16 protein-coding genes and 3 CRISPR repeat arrays (1 of these 19 running past the window's edge) are annotated in these 23,170 nt (G+C 69.0%); all 16 genes read left to right on the top strand.

Annotation, left to right across the window (positions count from 1 at the left end):
• Positions 1–47 precede the first annotated feature (47 nt).
• The 16 genes from KGD84_RS19335 (at position 48) to cas2 (ending at position 22,999) form a co-directional block, all read left to right on the top strand.
• Complete coding sequence (locus KGD84_RS19335; protein WP_220561822.1) at positions 48–899, top strand: PrgI family protein; 852 nt, start codon at positions 48–50, stop codon at positions 897–899.
• On the top strand, positions 896–2,605 hold the full coding sequence (locus KGD84_RS19330; protein ID WP_220561821.1) for a VirB4 family type IV secretion system protein: 1,710 nt from the start codon (positions 896–898) through the stop codon (positions 2,603–2,605). Before KGD84_RS19335 ends, KGD84_RS19330 begins: the two co-directional genes overlap by 4 nt.
• Complete coding sequence (locus KGD84_RS19325) at positions 2,602–4,884, top strand: type IV secretory system conjugative DNA transfer family protein (RefSeq protein WP_255646663.1); 2,283 nt, start codon at positions 2,602–2,604, stop codon at positions 4,882–4,884. Before KGD84_RS19330 ends, KGD84_RS19325 begins: the two co-directional genes overlap by 4 nt.
• Complete coding sequence (locus tag KGD84_RS19320; protein ID WP_220561820.1) at positions 4,881–5,660, top strand: replication-relaxation family protein; 780 nt, start codon at positions 4,881–4,883, stop codon at positions 5,658–5,660. Before KGD84_RS19325 ends, KGD84_RS19320 begins: the two co-directional genes overlap by 4 nt.
• Positions 5,661–5,666: 6 nt before the next feature.
• Positions 5,667–6,719, top strand: a complete 1,053-nt coding sequence (locus tag KGD84_RS19315; protein ID WP_255646662.1) for a C40 family peptidase — start codon at positions 5,667–5,669, stop codon at positions 6,717–6,719.
• 162 nt (positions 6,720–6,881) lie between these two features.
• Positions 6,882–7,412: an NUDIX domain-containing protein gene (locus KGD84_RS19310; RefSeq protein WP_220561819.1), complete on the top strand. Its 531-nt coding sequence runs from the start codon at positions 6,882–6,884 to the stop codon at positions 7,410–7,412.
• 617 nt (positions 7,413–8,029) lie between these two features.
• Positions 8,030–8,509 (top strand): hypothetical protein, encoded by a 480-nt coding sequence (locus KGD84_RS19305; RefSeq protein WP_220561818.1) that lies wholly within the window; start codon positions 8,030–8,032, stop codon positions 8,507–8,509.
• Between the two features lie 400 nt (positions 8,510–8,909).
• Positions 8,910–9,986 (top strand): tyrosine-type recombinase/integrase, encoded by a 1,077-nt coding sequence (locus tag KGD84_RS19300; RefSeq protein WP_220561817.1) that lies wholly within the window; start codon positions 8,910–8,912, stop codon positions 9,984–9,986.
• A gap of 416 nt (positions 9,987–10,402) precedes the next feature.
• Entirely contained in the window at positions 10,403–11,812 is a 1,410-nt protein-coding gene (locus tag KGD84_RS19295) for a hypothetical protein (protein ID WP_220561816.1), read from the top strand.
• 229 nt (positions 11,813–12,041) lie between these two features.
• Positions 12,042–13,310: direct repeats of the CRISPR family, unit length 30 nt; unit sequence GTCCTCATTGCCCCTGCGAGGGGTAGCAAC.
• Positions 13,311–13,413: 103 nt separating this feature from the next.
• Positions 13,414–14,031: direct repeats of the CRISPR family, unit length 30 nt; unit sequence GTCCTCATTGCCCCTGCGAGGGGTAGCAAC.
• Positions 14,032–15,032: 1,001 nt separating this feature from the next.
• Complete coding sequence (locus KGD84_RS19290; RefSeq protein WP_255646661.1) at positions 15,033–15,761, top strand: CRISPR-associated endoribonuclease Cas6; 729 nt, start codon at positions 15,033–15,035, stop codon at positions 15,759–15,761.
• Complete coding sequence (locus KGD84_RS19285) at positions 15,758–17,164, top strand: hypothetical protein (protein WP_220561815.1); 1,407 nt, start codon at positions 15,758–15,760, stop codon at positions 17,162–17,164. The genes KGD84_RS19290 and KGD84_RS19285 overlap by 4 nt, the downstream gene beginning before the upstream one ends.
• The gene (gene cas7i, locus KGD84_RS19280; protein ID WP_220561814.1) at positions 17,164–18,192 is read left to right on the top strand and encodes a type I-B CRISPR-associated protein Cas7/Cst2/DevR; all 1,029 of its coding nucleotides are present in this window, start codon (positions 17,164–17,166) and stop codon (positions 18,190–18,192) included. Before KGD84_RS19285 ends, cas7i begins: the two co-directional genes overlap by 1 nt.
• A complete protein-coding gene (gene cas3, locus KGD84_RS19275; RefSeq protein ID WP_220561813.1) occupies positions 18,189–21,254 on the top strand; it encodes a CRISPR-associated helicase Cas3' in 3,066 nt (1,021 codons plus the stop codon). Before cas7i ends, cas3 begins: the two co-directional genes overlap by 4 nt.
• A complete protein-coding gene (locus KGD84_RS19270; protein ID WP_220561812.1) occupies positions 21,251–21,748 on the top strand; it encodes a CRISPR-associated protein Cas4 in 498 nt (165 codons plus the stop codon). The genes cas3 and KGD84_RS19270 overlap by 4 nt, the downstream gene beginning before the upstream one ends.
• Positions 21,748–22,728, top strand: a complete 981-nt coding sequence (cas1, locus tag KGD84_RS19265) for a CRISPR-associated endonuclease Cas1 (RefSeq protein ID WP_220561811.1) — start codon at positions 21,748–21,750, stop codon at positions 22,726–22,728. The genes KGD84_RS19270 and cas1 overlap by 1 nt, the downstream gene beginning before the upstream one ends.
• 7 nt (positions 22,729–22,735) lie before the next feature.
• Positions 22,736–22,999, top strand: coding sequence for a CRISPR-associated endonuclease Cas2 (gene cas2, locus KGD84_RS19260; RefSeq protein WP_220561810.1), 264 nt, complete (start codon positions 22,736–22,738; stop codon positions 22,997–22,999).
• A 131-nt stretch (positions 23,000–23,130) separates the two neighbouring features.
• Positions 23,131–23,170: direct repeats of the CRISPR family, unit length 30 nt; unit sequence GTCCTCATCGCCCCTGCGAGGGGTAGCAAC (it continues 1,163 nt past the right edge of the window).

The raw sequence follows: 23,170 nt of genomic DNA, 5'->3' as shown, positions 1-23,170 counted from the left end.
CCACCGCGTAGATCCCACATCGGCCCCGCACACCGAGGAGAACCGCCATGGACCGCGAACCGTCCACCTGGCAGGCGCAGATCCCCACCGACATCGACGTTCCCGAACCGATCCTGTGGGGCCTGACCGCCCGCCAACTCCTCATCATGGCCCCGGCCGTCCTGCTCGGATGGGCGCTCTTCACCACCGTCTCCGCCCTGACGTCCCCGATCTCCGCGGTCCTTGCCGCCGCCGTGCCCATCGGCTGCGCCTGGGTGCTCTCCCGGACCCGCCGCGACGGCATCGGGCTGGACCACCGTCTGTGGCTGGCCGCCCGCTGGCACACCAGCCCGCGCACCCGCGACCCCGACGCCGAGCTTCCGCCCATCGCCGCCGACGGCGTCATCGACCACCGACACCGCTGCGCCGTGGTTTTGGAGTGCACCACCGTCCCGTTCCACCTGGCCTCCGGCCAGGACCAGGACCGGATGCTCGCCGCCTGGGCCGCCCTCCTGGACTCCCTGACCGAACCCATCCAGATCCTGATCCAGCGCCGCCGCACCGACCTGGACCCCCACCTGCGCCTGTTGCGCTCCCACCTGGACCGGCTACCCGAGGCCCTGTGCCGCTCCGCCCGCGCCCATGCCGTCTTCCTCGCCTCGCTCCAGCACCACCACGACCTCATCCACCACCGCGTGCTGCTGGTCCTCACCCACCGCGGCCCCGAGGAACAGAACGGCGACGCCCTACTCCTGCGCGCCCACGACATCGCCGCCCAACTCGCCGCCCTGGGTGTGCGAGTCCGCGTCCATGACGGGCCCGGTGTTCAGCTCCTCCTGACCTCCTTCCCGGCCCCCGCCACCGCAGAATCCGGCAGCGAACCGGCCACGACCGAGGCGGCCACCACGGAGGAACGATGAACGACCACCCGCCGCAGATCCACCTGCACCCCTACCACCTGGACACCGATGGGCACCTGTCCCGGACCATGATCGTCACCGGCTACCCGCGCCAGGTCCGTGCCGGGTGGGCCGATCCGCTGCTCACCTACCCCGGCGACGCCGACGTCTCCCTGCACCTGGCCCCGATCCCGGCACCTGCGGCACTGCGCCGCCTGCGCCACCGCCGGGCCCGCCTGGAATCGGCCTGGCGCACCGACACCCTGCGCGGCCTGCTGGAGGACCCCCACCGCGCGGCCGCCGTCACCGACGCCGCGGACCTGGCCGACCGGGTCGCCACGGGGGAGACCCGCATGTTCCGCCTGGCCGTCTACATCACCGTCCACGCCGCCGACCCGCGCGAACTCGACGCCGAAGTGCACCGCCTGTCCGCCCTGGCCGCCTCGGTCCTGGTCGACCTCGCCCCGGCCGTCTACCGGCCCTGGGCGGGGATCCGTTCCACCCTGCCCCTGGGCACCGACGCCCTGAACATGGGCCGCAGCGTCGACACCGACGCCCTGGCCGCCCTCATGCCCCTGGCCGGCGCCGACCTGGAGGCACCGACCGGCCGCACCGCCGTCGTCTACGGCACCAACGCCCACTCCGGCGGCGTCGTCCTGTGGGACCGGTTCCACGGAGGCCTGGACAACTACAACGCCGTCGTCCTCGCCCGCAGCGGAGCCGGAAAGTCCTACCTGGCCAAACTCGAACTCCTGCGCTCCCTCTACACCGGGGTCCAGGCCGTCGTCATCGACCCCACCGACGAATACGCCCACCTCACCGCGGCCGTTGGAGGAACCCGCATCCCCCTCGGGCTGCCCGAGGGACGCATCAATCCCTTCGACCTCACCGGGGGAGGGAAGCAGGCGTTCACCCAGCGGGCCCTGTTCCTCACCACTCTGATCACCGCCATGGTCGGAAGCACCGACCCGCAGGAGACCGCCGCCCTGAACCGGGCGATCCCGACTGCCTACGCCGCCCACGGCATCACCGCCACCGACCCCGCCACCTGGGAACGCACACCGCCGGTCCTGTCCGACCTGGTCACCGCCCTGCGTCGCGACGCCGAAAGCTCCAAGGACGCCGGCTCCCTGGCCGACCGCCTGTCCGCCTTCACCGACGGCACCCACCGCGGCCTCCTCGACGGCCCCACCACCGCGCACCCCACCGGCCACCTCACCACGGTGACCCTGCGCCACCTGCCCGCCGAACTCCGCACCGTCGGACTGCTGCTGGTCCTGGACGCCCTGTGGCGCCGCATCACCGACCCCGCCACCCGCAGACCCCGACTCATCGTCATCGACGAAGGCTGGACCCTGCTCCAAGACCCGGTCGGCGCCCGCTACGTGTTCGACCTGGCCAAGAACGCCCGCCGCCACTGGGTCGGACTCACCCTGCTCACCCAGGACGTGGCCGACCTGCTCGCCACCGACCTCGGCCGCGCCGTCGCCGCCAACGCCGCCACCCAGATCCTGCTCCGCCAGGCACCGCAGAACCTCGACGCGGTCTGCGACTCCTTCCACCTCTCCCACGGCGAACGCCACATCGTCGCCACCGCCGAACGCGGCATCGCCCTGCTGGCCGCCGGGCGCCACCGCACCGTGTTCCGCGCTGTGGCCTCACCGGTCGAACACCGCCTCATCACCACCGACCCCACCGAGGCCACGGACACGGAGGGAAGCCGATGATCATCACCCTGAACCTGCCGCTCCTGGCCGCCACCGCCGCCTGCGCCGCGGTGCTGTGGACCGCGCTGCTGCTCACCGCCCGCCTGGCCCGCACCCTCTTCCTCGCCCGCAACGCCCGACTCCTGGAGATCCACACCCCGCCACAGACCACCCTCGATCACGCCGCCGCCTTCTGGACCCACACCCTGGGCCTGGTCCGGCCACGCTGGTACCACCGGCTGATCCCGCCCCACCTGGCCTGGGAGTACATCGCCTCCGCCACCGAGATCCGCATCCGCCTGTGGGTGCCCGGAACCGTCAACGCCCACGCCGTCGCCCGTGCCGTGGCCGCCGACTGGCCAGGAGCCACCACCCACCTCACCCCGGCCACCACCGCCCTGCCCACCGGCACCCGCACCCTCGGCCGCTGGATCGGCATGGCCCGCGCCGACCACTACCCCCTGCGCACCCGCTTCACCGACGACCCGCTCCGCAACCTCCTGGGCGAACTCGCCGACCTCTCACCCGGCCAGCACGCCCTGGTCCGCATCTGCGCCCGACCCGCCTCCCCGCACCGCGCCGCAGGCGCCCGTACCGCCGCCGCCCGCCTGCGCGGCCTCCACCCCGGCCTGCTCACCGAACCCCGAACCCACACCGTTAGTCCGCCCGGCATCACCGACGACGTCCGCGCCATCCTCACCAAGGCCTCCACACCCCGCCTGGCCTGCCAGATCAGCTGTCACCTGACCACCGAACACGCGGGTGAACAAGCCGAGCGCCGCCTGCGCGCCCGCGCCCAGGGCATCACCGCGTCCCTGGCCGCCTACACCTCCGGCCTCAACGCCCTGACCCGCCGCTGGATGCCCTTCCCCGGCCTGTGGGCGAACCACCGCCACCTCGCCCGCGGCTACCTGCTCAGCACCACCGAACTCGCCGCCATCGCCCACCTGCCCACCGACACCGCCGTCCCCGGTCTGGTCCGCGCCGCCGCCCGCACCCTCGCACCCAGCCCCCACCTGCCCCGCTCCGGCCGTGTCCTCGGCGACTCCGACGCCGGGCCCGCACGCCCCCTCGCCATCGGTATCGCCGAAGCCCGCCACCACGTTCACATCCTGGGCAAGACCGGCTCGGGCAAGTCCACCCTGCTCGCCCACATGGTCCTCCAGGACGCCCACGCCGGACGCGGCGCCCTGGTCATCGACCCGCGCGGCGACCTCATCCTCGACATCCTCGACCGCCTACCCAAGAGCGCGGCGGGACGCACCGTCGTGTTCGACCCCGCCGACCCGGTACCGCCCCCACGGCTCAACCCGCTGGCCCTGGGCGCCCCTGACCTCGCCGCCGACACCGCCGCCGGGATCTTCCAGCGCATCCACGCCGACTCCTGGGGACCGCGCACCGACGACATCGCCCGCGCCGCCCTGCTCACCCTCGCCCGCACCGGCGACCCCAACGCCAACCTCGGCGACATCCCCCGCCTGCTCGCCGACCCGGCCTTCCGCCACCGTGCCCTCACCGCCGCCCGGCCGCCCCGGCCACTCGCCGACTTCTGGACCTGGTACGAACGCCAGAGCCCCCAGATGCAGGCCGCCGCCACCGACCCGCTCCTCAACAAGCTCCGCACCGTCCTGCTGCGCCCCTGGGCCGGCACGGTCCTGGCCTCCGGAGCCGCCACCCTCGACCTGCCCCACCTGCTCGACCACGGCGGACTCATCCTCATGCGCCTGCCCAAAGGCCACCTGGGCGAGAACACCACCGCCCTCATCGGAACCTTCGCCCTGGCCGCCGCCTGGCACGCCATCGCCGGCCGCTCCGCGATCCCTGAAAGCCGCCGTCGCGACACCTGCGTCTACCTCGACGAAGCCGCCACCTTCCTGCACCTGCCCGGCTCCCTGACCGACATGCTCGCCGAAGCCCGCGGTTACCGGGCCGCCATGGTTCTCGCCCACCAAGAACTCGGCCAACTCCCCGCCCGGGTCCGCGCGGCGGTCGACGCCAACTGCCGCACCAAGGTCTTCTTCAACACCTCCCCGGCCGACGCCGCCCACCTGCACCAGCACACCCGACCGCACCTGAACGACCACGACCTCTCCCACCTCGGCGCCTATCAGGCGGTCCTGCGCACCCTGAGCGGAGCCACCGAACTCCCGCCCGCCACCCTGCGCACCCGGCCCCTGCCCCCGGCTGTTCGCCGCCGCGCCCACCACATCCGCAAGGCCTCCCGACGCTTCAACGCCCCGCCGGTCCGCGCCACCCGCACAGATCCGCGCCATGCCAAGGGAGAGGACGAACACCGATGAGCATCACCATCACCGAACGCGACCTGCGCATCCTGGCCGCCCTGCACGACCACCGCGTCATGACCACCCCGCAACTGGGCGCCCTCTTCTTCTCCAGAGGCGGAGGGGTGCGCGCCGTCCAACGCCGCCTCAAGACCCTCGCCGACCACCAGCAGATCGAACGCTTCACCCCACGTGCGGCCCGCTGGACCATGCCCCACCACTGGATCCTCGGCCGACGCGGCACCCGCACCCTGGCCGCCCACCGGGGCATCGACCCGCGCCGCATCGTCCATCCCCGGCATCTGCGCACCTCACCGTTGATCGACCACATCACCGGCCTGGCCCAGACCTACGTCTCCTTCACCACCGCAGCCCGCACCACACCAGGAGCCCGCCTGGAACGCTGGTGGACCGAGGCCCGCTGCCGACGGGCCTGGGAAGCCGACGGCATCCGTCCGGACGGCTACCTGCGCTGGCGGCAGAACGGCACCGCCCTGGACGCTTTCGTGGAGTACGACATCCGCACCGAGGCCCTGCGCGTCTTGGGGAAGAAGCTCGACCGCTACCGTGACCTGGCCCTACGCACCCAGCTGCGTTCCACCGTGCTGTTCGTCGTTCCCACACCAGGGCGGCTGAGCAGCCTCTGCACGGCCCTGCCCGCCCCCGACCCCTGGGTGCAGACCCACGTCACCACTTCGGACCTGCTCACGGCTCCGGGGCCAGCCGCGCCCGTCTGGCGCACCACCGGCGACGCGGCCGGCCACCTGCGCACCCTGGCCGACCTGGCCCGCTGACCGGCTGTGTCCAGACTCGTCGCGGGCATCAGCGCGGGACTCTTCCTGCTGGTGTCCGTGATCGCCGCCATCGGCATGGGCGACGAGGAGCGCCACAGGGCCGAGCAGGAGACGATCACCTCCGTCCCGGGCATCCACCCCGTCCTGCTGGACGCCTACCAACGCGCCGCGGCCCACCTCGCCGACACCCACCCGGGCTGCACAGGGCTGACCTGGCCCGTCCTCGCGGGCATCGGCCACGAGGAATCCCACCACGCCGCAGGAAGCACCATCACCCCCACAGGCGACACCGACCCACCCATCATCGGCCCACTACTGGACGGCACCGGCGTCGGCAACAACTGGACCCCGCACTACGACACCGACCAAGGGCGCTGGGACGGCGACACCACCTACGACGCCGCCGTCGGCGTCACCCAGCTCCTGCCCGCCTGGTGGGCCGACCACGGCGCCGACGGCAACAACGACACCCGCGCCGACCCCCACAACGTCTACGACGCCACCTGGTCCAGCGCCATCGAGCTGTGCACCAGCCACCCCGAGCAGCAGGTCGACTTCACCGACGCCCAAGACCTCCACGACGCCCTGTTCCGCTACAACCCCTGGGACACCTACGTCGACAACGTGCTCGCCCACATCGAGCACTACCAACAGCTCACCGCCTCCACCGTCCCACCAGGGGGAAGCGAGCAGGGGCGCATCGCCGCCGAATGGGCGCTGGCCCAGGTCGGCAAGCCCTACCTCTGGGGCGGCACCGGTCCCGACAGCTTCGACTGCTCCGGGCTGACCATGATGGCCTGGCACGCCGCCGGAGTCTCCATCCCCCGCGTCACCACCGACCAGGTCAACACCGGCACCCGCGTCGACCTCGACGTCCTCGCCCCGGGCGATCTGCTCTTCTACGACACCGGTAGCGGCCCGGCCCCCTCCCACGTCACCATGTACGTCGGCGACGGCCAGATGGTGCACGCCCCCTCCTCCGGCCAGACCATCCGCGTCGAACCTGTCGCCGGCGCCTACTACTCCGCTCGCTTCATGTCCGCCACCCGCCCTCACTGAGCGGATCACACTGCGCCAAGGTGGTTCGGGCCCGAGAACACGACGGTCCATGCCAGAACGCTGCCAAAGTCGCTACTGCGCTGTTCCAGACGGAGAAAGCCGTAGACAGACCGCCGATGCCGACCTCGAACCGGCGCGGGTGAATGAACAAAGGGGCAGACCATGGCTGGTGGCGACAAGACGGAGGAACCCCTCTACGTTCGCGACCCTGCAGCCTGGCGCCACGCACTTGCCGAGGGCAACCGATTCCAGGCCCGCAAACGCGTCGCCGCCAAAGTCGTCCTGCACGACGAACAAAGACGCCTGCTGCTGGCCGATCCCACCTACAAACCCTTCTGGGACCTCCCCGGAGGCACGGCCGAGGCCAACGAATCCCCACACGAGGCCGCCCTGCGCGAGGTACGCGAAGAACTCGGTCTGGACTTCGTTCTGGGAGATCTGCTGTGCGTGGAGTGGGCCCCGCCCCGCGATCCCTGGGACGACCTGCTCATGTTCATCTTCGACGGTGGAGTGCTTGTACCCGAACGTGCCGCGAACCTGCGCCCGGTGGATCCGGAGGTCGGAGACATCGGCTGGTTCACCCCTGAGCAGGTATCCCAGCGCCTTCGCGAAGACGTCTGGGCCTGGACTCGGCAAGCCCTGCTCGCTCTGGAGAACAAGACCATCGTCTACCTCACCCCCGACAGGTGTTAACGGCAGCAAAGATCGATGTCGGCGCCTGCTCCGGCGGCCTGTTCCCCCACCATCTCCCAGCCCTGGCACTGGTGGTCTTCCCCGGCCATTTCCCATGACGCGGCTGGCTGAAGTAGGGGCGCTCCTTCAGTGTTGTCCGGAGCCATCGGATTAGAAGTTAGCTGGTTCGGTGCCGCCACGTGTCATTCTGTGCCGTTTCATGCCACCCCATCCGATCACTGCTGTCGTTTCGTATCAAGAGCTGCCCGCTGATGCCACCCCGGTCCAGAACTGTGGAGCACGAACGGAGCACACACCGGCCCCTGGCGGCGTCCGATGGCACCTCGCAAGGTCCAGCTGGGTGTGGTCTCTTCTGTCCCCCGCAACGCACAATTTCCTTTCTCGACAGGGCCGTCCGGGTATCTGTCACCTTGACAAGGAAGGAGAATGCCGTCATGGCGTCTGTTTCCTCCGCATCGCGGCTGGTAGCTGTGGCGGCTCGTGCTCGGCTTCGTCCTCTGGGGCTTCGGCAGCGCGGCCGGTCCCGGTTGTGGTTGGACGACCGTGGGTGGTGGCTGGGGCTCGTGGAGTTCCCTTCCCCTCAATGGAGTCAGGGCAGTGGGCTCCACGTCGGAGCGATGTGGCTGTGGCAGGACGTCGACCACTTCACCTTCAACGTCGGTGAGCGGTTGAGCGGAACCGTGGACTACCGCGACGATGGGCAGTTCGCACCGGTCGCGGAGGATCTCGCTCTTCTTGCGCGGGAGCGGATAGTGGAATTGCGGTGCAGGTTCGTCGATCTGGAGTCGGTGGAGCGGCATATGGCGGGGCGGCCGGTCGGGCGCGGGCTCCTGTGGGAGGCGTGGAACGCGGGGGTCGTGGCGGCGCTGGCCGGGGACACCGCGGCGGCCCGGAAACGTTTCGCGGCTGTCCTGGAGGAGGATCCCGTTGTCCCTTGGATGGACGGGGCCCAAAGGGCGGCGCGAGAACTGCTGGACATGGTCCATGACCAGGGGGCTGTTCGGGCCTGGGTGAGGGAGCGCATCTCGTCGTGTCGGCAACGCCTGTCTCTGGAGTCTTCGGAACCTGCGCAGGGAGTATTCGCCGGACTGCTGTGAGCGCGGAATCTGACAGCGGAGAAGGTGCGGGCCTCGGAATGGGAGCTTTGTGATCGCGAATGTGCCGTGATCGCCCCCTGGCTCTCGCCTTCTCTGAGCACCGTTGCCAGGGGTGAGACTGGGCTCGGAGGTGGTGGTCGTGTTCGGGTCTGGTTCTGTGTACAAGCGGTGCGGATGCCGGGCTGCCGGTGTGGGGGAGCGGACATGTCCCCGGCTAAGGCAGCGGAGCCATGGAAGCTGGTACTTCTCGGTCGATCTCGAGCACGTTCCGGGTCGGCGGTGCCGGGTGCGTCGTGGCGGGTTCGTCTCCAGGGATGCCGCTCGGGCGGCGCTGCGCAGAGCCCGAGGCAGCGGGGCTGACACGCAGTCGTGGACGGTGGCCGGATGGCTCCGGCACTGGATGGACACCCGGGCTCGGCTGCGCCTGCGCACCCGGGTCGGCTACGCCGAGCACATCGACCGCTACCTCGACCCGTATCTGGGAGAGGTGCTACTTGAGGAGCTGACCCCCGCCCTGGTGCAGGAGGCGTTCGACCGGATCTCCCGCCACACTCTGGCCGGAGGAGTCCTCCTTTCCCCGACGACGGTGCAGCGGGTACGGGCCACGCTGCGGGCGGCGTTGAACACCGCGGTGCGCGAACGTCTGCTCCCTGCCAATCCCGCCCAGGGGCTGCGGCTGGAGCCCGGGGCCGGCACACGGCCGGTGGTGTGGACCGACCAGGCCGTCGCGGAGTGGACCCACGGTGGGGCGCGGCCTGCGGTGGCGGTCTGGACGGTGGAACAGACCCGCCAGTTCCTGGACTTCGTCTCCGAGGACCGGTGGAACGCGCTGTTCCACCTGGTGGTGATGACCGGGCTGCGCCGGGGTGAGGTCGTGGGCTTGCGGTGGGAGGACATCGACCTGATCAAGGGGACAGTCCGTATCGCCCGTCAGCTCCAGTCCAATCGGGGCGGCCTGGTGGAGTTGGCGCCCAAGAGCGCGGCGAGCCGCCGCATGCTCGTGCTGGACCACGCCACCACAGGGGTGCTGCGCCGCCACCAGTGGCGACAACAGCAGGAGGCACAGACACGCGGGCAGGAGTGGGATCCGCGCGGGTATGTGTTCACCGTCCTGCGGGGAGGCCCGTTGGCCCCTGAGCGTCTGTCACGCCTCTTCCGGAAGCTGAACGCGGAGAGCGGGTTGCCGCCGGTGCGGTTCCACGATCTGCGCCACGGAGCAGCGACATTGGCACTGGCTGCGGGGGTGGAGTTGAAGGTGGTGCAGGCGATGCTGGGGCACGCCAGTATCGTGCTGACCGCGGACACCTATGCCAGTGTCCTGCCGGAAGTGGCCAGGGAAGCGGCTGAGAGGACCGCGTGGCTGGTGCTGCGCGATTCCGGGAGGGGGCGTCGGTGCGCGGCGCGGCGTGAGCGCCGGGGGTTGGACCCAGCTCGGGCCCACCCTGGACCCATCAGTGCGACGGCTCCTCTGCGGTGAGGATGTATACCCAGGTTGAACTGGGGTTTTGTGGCGCACCCGGCAGGATTCGAACCTGCGGCCATCGGATTAGAAGCGCACGAACGGAGCACGCATGGCCTATCAGCGGCATCCGATGGCACCTCGTAAGTGTCGTTGCTGTGGCTATGTTGCCTCATTACTTGACGTAAGAGGGCTGTCGTCACAGCACAGGAGATGCTGCCCAGCGGGCGGGTGCAGATTTCGCGCGACCCGGTAGCGATTGCAGGGGCGCCCGATTACCCTGAAATGACCGATCCGGGTTGTCGGCTGTACCGACAGCACCAGCGGCGCCTTTATCTTCCCTTCGCCCGGGGATTCGGCCGTACCGCGCCCACCAGCGAAGTCCGTACTTCGGCGTGTCCACGCGCCCTCTCCGCATACCCCAGGGGTCGGTTATGGCTGAACTCAGCTCTTCTTCGTATTTCCCTCAGGATTTCCTCTGCGAGCACGCACGCTCCAAGCACCGCGTACTCGCCCGCCTGTCCCACAACCGAGGCCCGGACCAGCTCCAGACCGTTCTCACCTGTGGGAGCCCGTTGCTCGCGCAACGTATCGCGAGGCTGCTCACCACGATTGCCGAAGAAGGCCTGGGAGCGGGGGCAACAGCACGAGCCAACGCGCTCGCCGCCGACCTTCCCGACGCACCGGCCGCCTCGTTCCGGAAGGTCGTGGAGCACCTCCAGGCAGGGGTATGGCCCACATCTGAAACCACCTCCGTCTCCTGGGAGGAGGTTTTCGTGGGGGACCCTGCAGATGACGAGGCGGAGAACGACGAGCACACCATGCCCCAGGCCCGGCTCAGTGACCTGACCGCACCAGTGGTCCGTGTCGTCCAGTTGCGGGAGTTCTACATGCACGACAAGGAACGGCTTTACCGGGCCGCTCGTGCCCGCGGCTTCGAACCCGCCCCGGAAACCGAACGCCTCGACCACGACCCAGAGGACCTCGTCGGCGCGGTCATGCACCTGGCCGACCCCCTCGACCCTGTTCCCCGGGCCGGCACGATCGCCGAGGAGTCCTCCGCCAAGTGGCTCCGAGTGGATCACGGAGATGAAGTCATCGACTGGTCGTCCCAGACCATCAAGGAGACCTTCCACAGCGGATCCCGGCTCCGTCGAGGGCCCGATCCCGTCCACACGAGGGAGACCCAATGGGGCACTCTCCCCGACTTCGCGCAGCTCTTCCCCCTGCTCGACGGGGGCTGTGACTGCAACAAGGTGGACTGCCCCGACTGCGAATCCTGGACGCTGATTCCGCGCACAGCCGACATCCTTTACTCCGCGCTCAGCATGATGGCGGACGAGGCTTACGACGACGTGAACAACGGAGACCGGACCGTCACCGGAAAGGACGACGCATGGATGTTCTTCGACACCCTTCCCTGGGTCACTTGGCAGATGCCGGTCCAGTGGCGTCGCCTCATGGCCAGGGCCTGTGACGACCTGGCAGAGGATCTGGCGGCAGGCCGCGAGCCCCGTCCGCGATGCCGCGCCGAGGAAGTCGCGCTGTTCCTCGCACTGGAGAGCGAGGCACAGGTCCACTTGGAGATGACCCAGGATCGGGAGGACGCGGACCACGAAGCACTGCCCGAGCACCGAGACGACTACACCTGGGATTTCTGCCTCGACATCTTATTCGAGGACCACGACGTGATGCTGCTGTTCGATCCCAGGTTCGACGGTGTTGAAGATCCCGGCTCTGAGCTGAACCGGCTCCAGGCGATGGGGGACATGCGTCCGCAGAGCTGGTTCGAGAACTTTGGAAGCCAGGATCCGCGTGACCCCGACCGCGGGTTCCGCCGCTGATCGAGTACAGGCGCTGAGCCCGGAGGGCCAGGACGGGGAGCGGTCTCTGACCGTGGCCACGGGGCGGGGGACGGTCTGTCGGGGCGGTGAGGTTGGATAGTGGACGTGGTTGAGTCCAAGGGTGTTTTTCAGCGCCACGCCGGGGTCATCTGCGCTACCGGCGGATCGCTGAAAAATCTGCTTCGAATCGATGAACCAGGCCTGTTGCGGCCAGGGACTTTACCGTCGGGTCCTCATTGCCCCTGCGAGGGGTAGCAACCTCGGAGGGGAGCGGGGGGACTGAGAGTCCCCGGGGTCCTCATTGCCCCTGCGAGGGGTAGCAACAAGGGGAACCCTCCGAGTGCGTCTCCCCATGCGAGTCCTCATTGCCCCTGCGAGGGGTAGCAACACGCCCTGTTGGAGGACTGGGGCACCGGCCACGAGGTCCTCATTGCCCCTGCGAGGGGTAGCAACGTGATGCCGAGCACGAGCAGCGTCTCGGGGGTGAGGTCCTCATTGCCCCTGCGAGGGGTAGCAACGGCCCGTCCAGACCACCGCCGAGCGCGACGAGAAGTGTCCTCATTGCCCCTGCGAGGGGTAGCAACACGCCCGGGTCGCCAAGGCCGTCGCTGACGCCTACGTCCTCATTGCCCCTGCGAGGGGTAGCAACATAGAGGCCACCAAGTGCCCGTCGTCGGCAAGGAGTCCTCATTGCCCCTGCGAGGGGTAGCAACGCGTCAGTCAGCGGGCTCACCGGGCCCCCTCCGCGTCCTCATTGCCCCTGCGAGGGGTAGCAACGCGGTGCGGCCGCGGCCGCCGTGTCCAACGTCCACCGTCCTCATTGCCCCTGCGAGGGGTAGCAACATGTCCAGGTAGGCCGCCAAAGTCGCAACCTTGGCGTCCTCATTGCCCCTGCGAGGGGTAGCAACGTCGGTCACCACTCCTGGGCGGAGATCCGCACCCGGGTCCTCATTGCCCCTGCGAGGGGTAGCAACGTCAGCGGGGTATCCACGGGCTGATCCTCTCAGGCGGTCCTCATTGCCCCTGCGAGGGGTAGCAACGTGTGGTCCTTGACGACACGACGACTCCGTACCGGCGTCCTCATTGCCCCTGCGAGGGGTAGCAACCCAGACGGGCGGGGATCACGCTGGAGAGCGTGTACCGTCCTCATTGCCCCTGCGAGGGGTAGCAACCGGCCGGTGCCGGCCGACCGGTCGCCGCTCGTTCCTGTCCTCATTGCCCCTGCGAGGGGTAGCAACAGGACCACGGCGGCCTGTACACCGCCCACCTGCCCCGTCCTCATTGCCCCTGCGAGGGGTAGCAACGGGCGCCCGTGTGGGAGCAGATCACCGCCGCGGTAGTCCTCATTGCCCCTGCGAGGGGTAGCAACTGGGCGAACGCCGCCGACTGGGAGGAAGTCGCGGCGTCCTCATTGCCCCTGCGAGGGGTAGCAACGACGACGCACACGACGGTGTAGCACCCACCCGGAGTCCTCATTGCCCCTGCGAGGGGTAGCAACGGCGGCAGCGGGGTGGGGTCCTGCCCCAGCAGCATCGTCCTCATTGTGCCCCTGCGAGGGGTAGCAACGCGGCCTCGCGGGCCCGGCGGCGGGCGGAGTGCCAGGTCCTCATTGCCCCTGCGAGGGGTAGCAACAGGAAGCTGGCGAAGGCGGCGCGGGCGTTCCCGACGAGTCCTCATTGCCCCTGCGAGCGGTAGCAACTCGGGACGGGAGGTGTGCTCACTCATGCGTTCGAGCGTCCTCATTGCCCCTGCGAGGGGTAGCAACGCGGTGCGGGTCTCCCACTCCTCCACGGTGAGCGGGTCCTCATTGCCCCTACGAGGGGTAGCAACTCGGCCTCGTGGCTGGTCACCTCGTGCCGGCGGGGGTCCTCATTGCCCCTGCGAGGGGTAGCAACGCGTCCAGCAGGATCGCGGCCCCGGTTCCCAGGGGTCCTCATTGCCCCTGCGAGGGGTAGCAACCTGCCTGGGCGGTGCGGGCGGCATCTTCGGCGCGGGTCCTCATCGCCCCTGCGAGGGGTAGCAACTGGTGGGGCATGGGGTTCTCCCTGAGGTGTTGAGCGTCTTCATCACCCCTGCGAGGGGTAGCAACAGCGGTTCACCGAGTGGGCGGCCGGCGGAATCGAGTGTCCTCATCGCCCCTGCGAGGGGTAGCAACCTGCGGACGCCCATCAGGGTGCGGTGCGCCTCCCGTCTTCATCGCCCCTGCTAGGGGTAGCAACACCCCGACGAGGAGGTGCAGTGGTGACCGCCCCGACGTCCTCATCGCCCCTGCGAGGGGAGCAGCACCCCGACCATCCACCGGAGAGTAACGAGGTCCTCGCGGTCGTCATCGCCTGTGCGAAGCGTGAGAGTAAGATTTGTGTGCCATATGCGCTAACCACAGGCCCCTTGGAGGGGTAAAAAGATGTGATTCTTCGGCGCATGTCGCATTTTTTAATCATCCCTTCGAGGGGTGCGGGGTGGGCGTATGCGCCCACCCCTTCCTTTTTCTGGCGTGCTATTCTCCTCGTGTTCGGACGAAATCTTGAAGACAGTCAACCAAGAACTACATCGACTGCACTTCGAGTGTGCGGGGTTCGAACGCTTGTTGGCTTATCGATGCGAATGGGGCGAACGATGGAGCTCTATGTTCGGAGCATGAGGATCACCTGGGGATGGTGGTCGAGGTGGTCTGGCCGTCCGAATTCGGTGGAATTGGAAGGAGTTGCGATCCGCTATTGGTGTGGTCGCAGGGGCATAGGAGGAATTAAGTAGAGTTCTGGGCTCGCATGCATTGGGTTGCATCTTCACTTCCTACATGAGAAGTGCGGTGTTCCCAGTGTGATCAGGGCGTGGCCGGTTGGCTGCGCTCTGATCGCCGCTCAGGGGTGGCGGCTGCATCGGCATCAGCGAAGCAGCCTCGGTTCCTTGTCGGGGGTGATGGCTGGGGGCATGTCCATCTAGGTCTCGAGGTGCCCTCGTTGATGGGGTGGAGGGGGCGGGATCGGAAGGAAGCTTGATCGGTCCTAGGTCGGGTCCCTTCGGCGAAAGATGGCCTTTGTGGCTTCTCTTGTCGAACGTGTTTTCGGTCTTTGATCCCCTTACCAGTTTTGTTCGCTCAGTGTGATGGAAATGCAGTATTTGGCCTTGGTTGGCCATCTTGCTGATCTGAGGGCTTTTCTGTCGGCGTTGGTTCCTACCGTGTTGCCTCGTCATCTGATGTTGAGTGAGGAGGTCACCTGTGCGTCTGCGAGTAGCGGTCCACACCAGGGCCCCGTCCCTGCAATGGAGGGAAGTGCTGCGCCCGGGCCGCGGCCTGGTCTATGAACTGCTCTCCTTCGGAGCGCCGGAGCTCGGTGCCCGGTTGCACGAACACGGCTGGGGGAAGACCGGCATGGTCCCCTTCGGCCACAGCGCCCCCACGTTCCCGTCCACCCCCCGCAAACGTCGCCAGTACACCGCTGGCGGAACGGGAGTGGTGGAGTTCGCCAGCCCTGTACCGGAGATCATCGAGGGCCTGGCCAAGGGCTTGGCTAGAGAGCACGTGCTGGACTGGGGCGGCACCGCCCTGCGGATCCAAAAGGTCGATGTCGTCGCCCCGCCGGACTTCGCCTCCGGGAAGGCGGTGCTACGGACCTCCACCCCGGTGGTGATGAAGGGCTCCGGACACAACGAGCACGGTGAGCGCACCACCCGCCAGGCCTGGGTGCTGCCGACCGAACCCGAGTTCCCCGCCTACTTCGAGGGGAACCTGCGCCGCAAGGCCCAGACGATCGGTGTCGACCCGGAGGTGTCGGTGCAGGCCATCACCTGGGTGGGACCCAAGCGCAGTTTCGCCGTGAGCCAGGGGCACAAGCCCGGGGCGGCTCTGGAGGCGGAGATCCACGGCGCCCCCGAGACACTGCGGTGCATCTGGAGCTGGGGGCTGGGGCAGGCCAACTCCGCCGGGTTCGGGTGGGTGATCGCGTGAGTTCCACGACCATCGGGCTCGGAGTGCGGTTGACCGCGCACCCCTTTCAGCGGATCGGTGCATTCGCCCTGTCCAGCCTCGTTTACCGGACTCGCAAGAACCTGAAGGAGCTCACCCACCCCCTGGAGCTGACGGAGGGGGATCTGCGGGCCGCGAACGCGAACATGACCCGCGACCTGGAACGCACCACCGAGATCGCCGACAGCAAAGGCCCTCACGGGTTCTGGCTCGGCGCCAGCTACCTGTTCTGGCCCAACTGCCCGATCAACACCACCAACCGCAAATCCCTGCTGGGGCAGGGGCTCAAGGACAAGCTCGCCGCCTGGCGGCACCTGCCCGAGACCGACACGGCCGTGGACGCCCGGTGCGTGCTGTGCGATCGCCCGGCCTGCGGGTTCTACGGCAAGGTCGACGTCCCGCTGACGGAGAGCTCCTCCTACCGCAACACCACCATCCCCACCCATGAGGGGATGGCCCTGTGTCGCGGATGCCTGCTGAGCTTCTACGCCCTGCCCTACGGGTGTTCGATCTGGGGCGGTCGCGCCACCGCCCTGCACACCTGGGACGACGACCTGCTGTGGGCCCTGACCAAGTTCCAGGTCGACCAGACCCGCCGCCACGCCCTCACCGGCGCCCCCGCCGGGGCCCGCCCCTCCTACGCCCGCCAGCTCGCCGCACTGAGCAGGGTGCGCGGCTACGAGGAACGGGTCACCGACGGTGTGGAGCTGATGGTGTTCACCAACAGCAACAAGGAGCAGGACCTGGCCGTGCACGCCATGGACCAGCCCGCCACCGAATGGATCCGCGACCTGCCCAAGCCGTCCTTGCACTGGCTGGGGCGCGCCCACCGGTGGGAGAAGGTCCCCGGCCGGTCCATGCTCGCCCGCAACCTGTTCGACCTCCCCGAGAGGGTCATCCCCACCGTCTCCCACTTCCTGCGGGAACGCGCCCTGGGCAAGGGCGGCATCTGCGCCCAGACCCCCCTGCTGTCCGCCACCTGCTCCGACTACGCCACGAAGGTGCTCCAGGTGTCCTCCACCGACATGGACCAGATCGACCAACTCGCCGCACGCATCGCCACTGTCCTCAACACCCACGACGACAAGGAACTGAAGAAGTTCCTCCAGGCCCGCAAGAAGCTCACGACCCTGCGCGCGTGGTTGCAGCGCCAGTCCGTCGACCGCACCCTGCGCACCCAGGACCCTGACCCGTTCATCACCCAGCGCCAGTGGCGGCTGCTCTTCGACGCTGAGGACCGGGTCTTCCTCCACCGGGACCTGTTGTTCATCGGGGTCCTCAACCACCTGCACGAACTCAAACCCTCCTGGCGCGGACACGACCACGACGACGTGTCCACCGACGACCTCATCGCCGACACCGACCTGGAAGCGGAGAACGACTAATGACCTACCTCGTGGGCAAGCTCGCCCTGGACATCACCGCTGGTGCCCCCAACAACGGCCGCGGCGAGGACAACACGGCCAAGGTCAAGTACCTGACCGTCGGCCGCGGGGAACGCGTCCCCTACATCTCCGCTCAGGCGTTCCGCCGCTGGTGGCGCGACTCCCTGCCCCTGGGTGAGAAGCGTTCCCCGGTCACCCGCTCGGGCACCGGTAAGAAGCAGCAGGCTTACACCGACGGGCGCCCGGACCTGTACCTGGACGACGACCTGTTCGGCTACATGGTCGCGACCAAGCAGGGCAACTACCAGCGCGACACCGTCCTGGCCACCGGCACCCTGGTGGCGCTGCCCGCCAAGCGCATCGTGACCGACTTCGGCACGATGAGCCGCGGCTTCCCGGCCGACGCCGACCCGGTCATCCACGAACACGAGCACTACACCGCCGAGATGGCCGCCGACGTCCTGGTGGACCTGCCGCGCGTGGGCACCTTCGAACAGGACGGGGGAGGGCTGCGCAAGGCCCTGTCCCCGGCCGCCGCCCAGGAAGCCGTCACCGCCGGGGCCGCCGAGTACGTGCTGCGCGGAGTCGGCGCCCTGCGCCTGCCCTTGGCCGAGCGGCGCCGCCGGGCCGCGGTGCTGCTGCGCACCCTGGCCCAGGTCCAGGGCGGGGCCAGCCGGGCCCTGCACTACGGCGACCGCGCCCCTTCCTTCGTGCTGCTGGCCCCCCTCAAGGGGGGCAACAACCCCTTCACCCGGGTGCTGGCCACCGGGCCGCAAGGGGCGTTCTTCGACACGGCGGTCTTCGCCGAGGAACTGCGGGCCTGGTCCGATGAACTGGACGGCCCCGTCCACATCGGCTGGGCTCCCGGGTTCCTCGGCGCCCAGCGCGACCAGGCCCGCCAGGACCTGGCCGAGGAGATCACCGCCGGGCGGGTGGTCATCGACCACCCGCGCACCGTGCTGGGCGCCTTGGCCAAGGAGATCGAGGCCGGCCAGCGCGACGCCTGGTTCGAGGACGCGACCGTATGACCAGCGCACTGGAGATCACGATCACCGCACCGGTGGCCTCGTTCCGCAACCCCCTGTACTCGGGGGTGCAGGTCACCCTGCCCTGCCCGCCGCCGTCCACCGCCGCAGGCCTGCTGGCCGCCGCGGTGGGCGGCTGGGACCGCATGCCCGCCGACACCCGCATCGCCATGGCCTTCACCGCCCAAGGCAAGGGCGTGGACGTGGAGACCTTCCATCCTCTGGCCACGGCGGGCAAGAAACCGGACCCCACCCCCAAGGACCACGAGTTCCTGGCCCGGACCACCCTCACCCTGTGGGTGTTGGACCATCTGGACCTGTGGGAGAGGGCGCTGCGCCGCCCGGTGTGGCCGCTGCGCCTGGGCCGCAGCCAGGACCTGGCCTCGGCCCGCACCAGCCGCATCACCCTCTACCCCGGGCAGGGCACCCAGGGCCACGCCCTGCTGCCCGCCGAGAACTCCAGGTCCGGCATGCAATTGCGGATGCCGCACACCATCAGCCCCGACCGCTCCCGCATCCAGTGGGGCACCTACCGGTACGCCGCCCAGGGCAGCAGCGCCCGCGTCGACTCCGAATGGCGCACCAGCGACGGCCAGGCGGTCGTTCCGCTGGCCCCCGTCCACCCCCATGCTGCCGCTGGCGCTCGGGTCGAGTTGCCACACATCTGGGCCAAGAGCCCCGACACGCGCAGCCAGCCTCCTCAGCCCGGAGAGGCGCTGACCACCCACCTACAGGCCACCACCCGCGCCCTGGACACCCTGCACACCCGCACCGGCACCCTGCCCGCAACCGATGCCCGCTTCTGGGACCGAGCCAGGCTCACGTGCCTGTTCCACGACGCGGGCAAGGTCCCGGACGGGTTCCAGACCATGGTGGGCAACCCCCCGCCCCAACAGCCGTGGGGCAGGCGGCACGAGGTCTACTCCCTCGCCTTCGTCGAACACGTCCTGGCCCACCTGCCGGAGGACGAACGCACCTGGATCGGCCTGGGCGTCCTCACCCACCACCGCCCCCTGGCCGGGGGCGAGGGGTCCATCCGCAACGAAACCCGCACCCTGACCGGCCCGAAGGACTTCCACGACCACTTCGGCCCCGTGGACCCGGCCTCGGCCAACGCCCTGGCCACCTGGCTCGCCCAGACCGCGAAAGCCCCCACCCCAGCAGAGGCCACCCCCGAGGAGCTGGCCGAGGCCGGGCACCGGTTGCTGGAACGCATCCTCACCCACTGGGACCGCGGCCAGAGCCCCGACGAGGAGGCCGGCCTCACCGCCGTCCTGCTCCAAGGCGCCATCACCCTGGCCGACCACGTCGCCTCCGCCCACGGCCACCTGCTCACCACCCACCCCTTGACCAGCATCGACTACCCCGCACGGCTGCGCGCGACATTGAAGGCCAAGAACGCCGACACCTACCCGCACCAAGAACGCGCCCACGCCACCACCACCCACATGGTGCTGCGCGCCCCCACCGGCAAGGGCAAGACCGAAGCCGCCCTGCTGTGGGCCACCACCCACACCCACCACACCGCAGACGAAACAGCAGGCACACCCCGCCTGTTCTACGCCCTGCCCTACCTGGCCTCCATCAACGCCATGGCCACCCGCCTGCGCACCGACCTGGGACACGACCAGGTCGGCGTCGTCCACTCCCGCGCCGCGAGCTTCTACCTGTCCACCGCCACCTGCGACACCACCCCCACAGACCCGGCCGCAGCGGAACGGCAACGCGCCTCGGGCGCGGTCGCCAAAGCCAACGCCAGCCGCCTGTTCCGCGAACTCGTCCGCGTCACCACCCCCTACCAGCTCCTGCGCGGAGCCCTGGGCGGCACCGCGCACGCCTCCACCCTCATCGACACCACCAACTCCACATTCGTCTTCGACGAACTCCACGCCTACGAACCCCGCCGCCTCGGCATGATCCTGGCCATGATGGGACTGTGGGCCCGCCTGGGCGGACGCATCGGCGTGCTCTCCGCCACCCTGCCCGACCGGCTCCTGGACACCATCCGGGCCGCCCTGGGCCCCGACCACACGGTGGAACTGGTCGAACCCGACACCGACTACACCTGGCCGCGCCGCCACCGCCTGCACCTGCGCGAGGACCACCTCACCGACCCCGCCAGCATCGAGGACATCCAAACCTCACTGCGCGCCGGACGAAGCGTGGCCGTCATCGCCAACAACGTCGCTGACGCCTGGCACCTGTACGACCAGCTCGCACCGCTCGCCCGAGAACTCCACGGCGACGACGCCGCCCTGCTCCTGCACTCCCGCTTCAAGACCGGCGACCGCAGCAGGATCGAACAGGCCATCCGCGACCGGTTCGGCACCCGGACCACACCCCGCCGCCCCGGACTGCTGGTGGCCACCCAGGTGGTCGAGGTGTCCCTGGACGTCGACTTCGACGTCCTGCACACCTCCGCCGCACCCCTGGAAGCGCTCCTGCAGCGCTTCGGCCGCATCAACCGCATCGGAGCCCTGGACCATCCGGCACCGGTCATCGTCCACCGACCCCACTACGCCCCACGCGGCAGGTCCGGACCCGACTTCGCCGACAAGGTCTACGACGCCGAACCCACCCGGCTGGGCTGGGACACCCTGGCCCGCCACCAGGGCCGCGAACTCGACGAACGCCTCTTCACGGCCTGGCTCAACGAGATCTACACCAGCCCCTGGGGAGACCGGTGGCAGGACCAGGCCGACACCTCCCGGGAGGACTTCCGCGACCAGTTCCTGTCCTTCGACCAACCCCTCAACGACACCACACAGCTCTCCGCGGCCTTCGACGCGATGTTCGACGGCGTCGACGGCACCCTCGCCAAGGACCGGCAGGACTACAAAGACGCCCTCCAGAACACCTCGCCCGGAGAGGAACGCGGCACGGGCAGGCTGCTGGCCTCCCAGTACCTCATCCCGCTCCCGCACTACGCCCGCGCCCTGGGCACCTGGGACCACACCCTCAACGTCCTGATCATCGACGCCGAATACGAACCAGACCGCGGCCTGATCACCATCCACCCGCCCGGCAACGCCGCCGGCGCCTACCAGCCGGGGGTGCTCCTGTGATCTCCGAACAGGACGTGGGCGGAGTGCACATCAAGTACCTCTACCACTGCCCCCGCCAGCTGTGGCTGTTCGCCCGAGGGTTCCGCCCCGAGGCCACCAGCGCCACCGTCCAACTCGGCGAAGCCGTCCACGACACCTCCTACCGGCGCGCCCACCCCGTCGACCTCGGTTCGGCGCGCCTGGACGACCTCGACGGAAACCTGTGGGTCCACGAGACCAAATCCTCCTCACGCCCCAGCCCCGCCGACGAAGCCCAGGCCATCCACTACTGCTACCGGCTCCGCCTCGTCGGCGTCGACACCCAAGGCGCGATCCTGCGCTACCCCAAAACCCGCCGCACCCAACGCATGCCCTACGAACCCGACTGGGACGAACGCGCCCGCACCGACATCGCCAACGTGCGCACCACCGTCGCCCAACCCCTCTCACCACCCCGGCCGGCCCGCACCCGGTGCCGGGGATGCAGCTACTTCGACTACTGCTGGAGCCAGTGATGCCCACCGCAGCCCGCACCTACTGGCTCACCACGAGCTGCCGCATCCGACGCAAAGACCAGTCCCTGCTCATCGAACGCGACCACGGCGAGCACGTGCGCATCCCCATCACCGACGTGCGCGACCTCATCGCCTGCAAACCCGTCGACGTCAACACCTCCGTGATCAGCCTGCTCAACCAGCACCACATCAACGTCCACCTGCTCGGCTACTACGGCGACTACACCGGATCCCTGACCGCCGCTGACACCGCGACCTCCGGAGAGACCGTCATCGCCCAGGTGGCCCTGGCCACCGACCCCGAAAGGGCCATGCCCATCGCCCGCGACATCGTGCGCGCCACCGCCTTCAACGTTCGCCGCATCATCGACCGGACCCTGCTCAAGGCCCCCTACACCGTGCTGAAGAACAACACCGAGGACGCACCCGACGCGGCCTCGCTCATGGGCATCGAAGGCAACTTCCGCCGCTCGGCCTGGGAGGTCCTGGACACCAAACTCCCCGACTGGCTGCAACTGCACGGACGCAGCCGCCGCCCGCCCAAGAACGCCGGAAACGCCTTCATCAGCTACGTCAACGGCATCGTCTACGCCCGCACCGTGACCGCCCTGCGCCTGACCCCGCTGCACACCGGCATCGCCTTCCTGCACAGCACCATGGAACGCCAACGCCACTCCCTGGCCCTGGATATGGCCGAGATGTTCAAACCGATGTTCTCCGAACGGCTGCTGCTGCGCATGGCCTCACGCAACCAGCTCAAACCACACCACTTCGACGTGGACTCCAACCAGGCGATGCTCAGCGACACAGGACGCAAACTCGTCGTCGCCGCGGTGCGCGACGAGTTCGCGACCACGGTCAACCACCGCGAGCTCAAACGACCGGTTGCCTACGACGAACTGCTGTACCTGGAAGCCCTCAAAGTGACCCGGGCCTGCCTGGAAGGCGACACCTACAAGCCGTTCCGGATCTGGTGGTGAACCGGCCGTGCACGTTGTGGTCGTCTACGACACCGCCGCCGAACGCAACCCGCAGATCCTGCGGACCTGCCGGCTGTACCTGCACCACGTGCAGCGCAGCGTCTTCGAAGGGCAGTTGAGCCCGGCACAGCTCAAACGCTTCGAGCGAGCGGTCAAGGACGTCATCGACGACGGGTACGATCACGTCCTCGTCTACACGTTCCCGCCGGGCGCCGTCCCGCAGCGGCTGGCATGGGGGATCACCAAACCCGAGCCGAGCGACATCCTGTGAGGGAACGGTGATCGTGCTCCGGGGCCGGTTTTCAGCGGCACACCGGGCTCTGCTGCACTACCGGAGGTTCACTGAAAAATGTGGTCCCAGGGCCCTCGGCGTAAGCCTGGGACCTGCGGCTTTACCGTCGGGTCCTCATCGCCCCTGCGAGGGGTAGCAACCTGCCCGCCG

Source organism: Nocardiopsis changdeensis (genome assembly GCF_018316655.1).
GTDB lineage: Bacteria > Actinomycetota > Actinomycetes > Streptosporangiales > Streptosporangiaceae > Nocardiopsis > Nocardiopsis changdeensis.
Note: the sequence above shows the minus strand (reverse complement) of the source record. Positions and strands in the feature narration are given on the sequence as shown.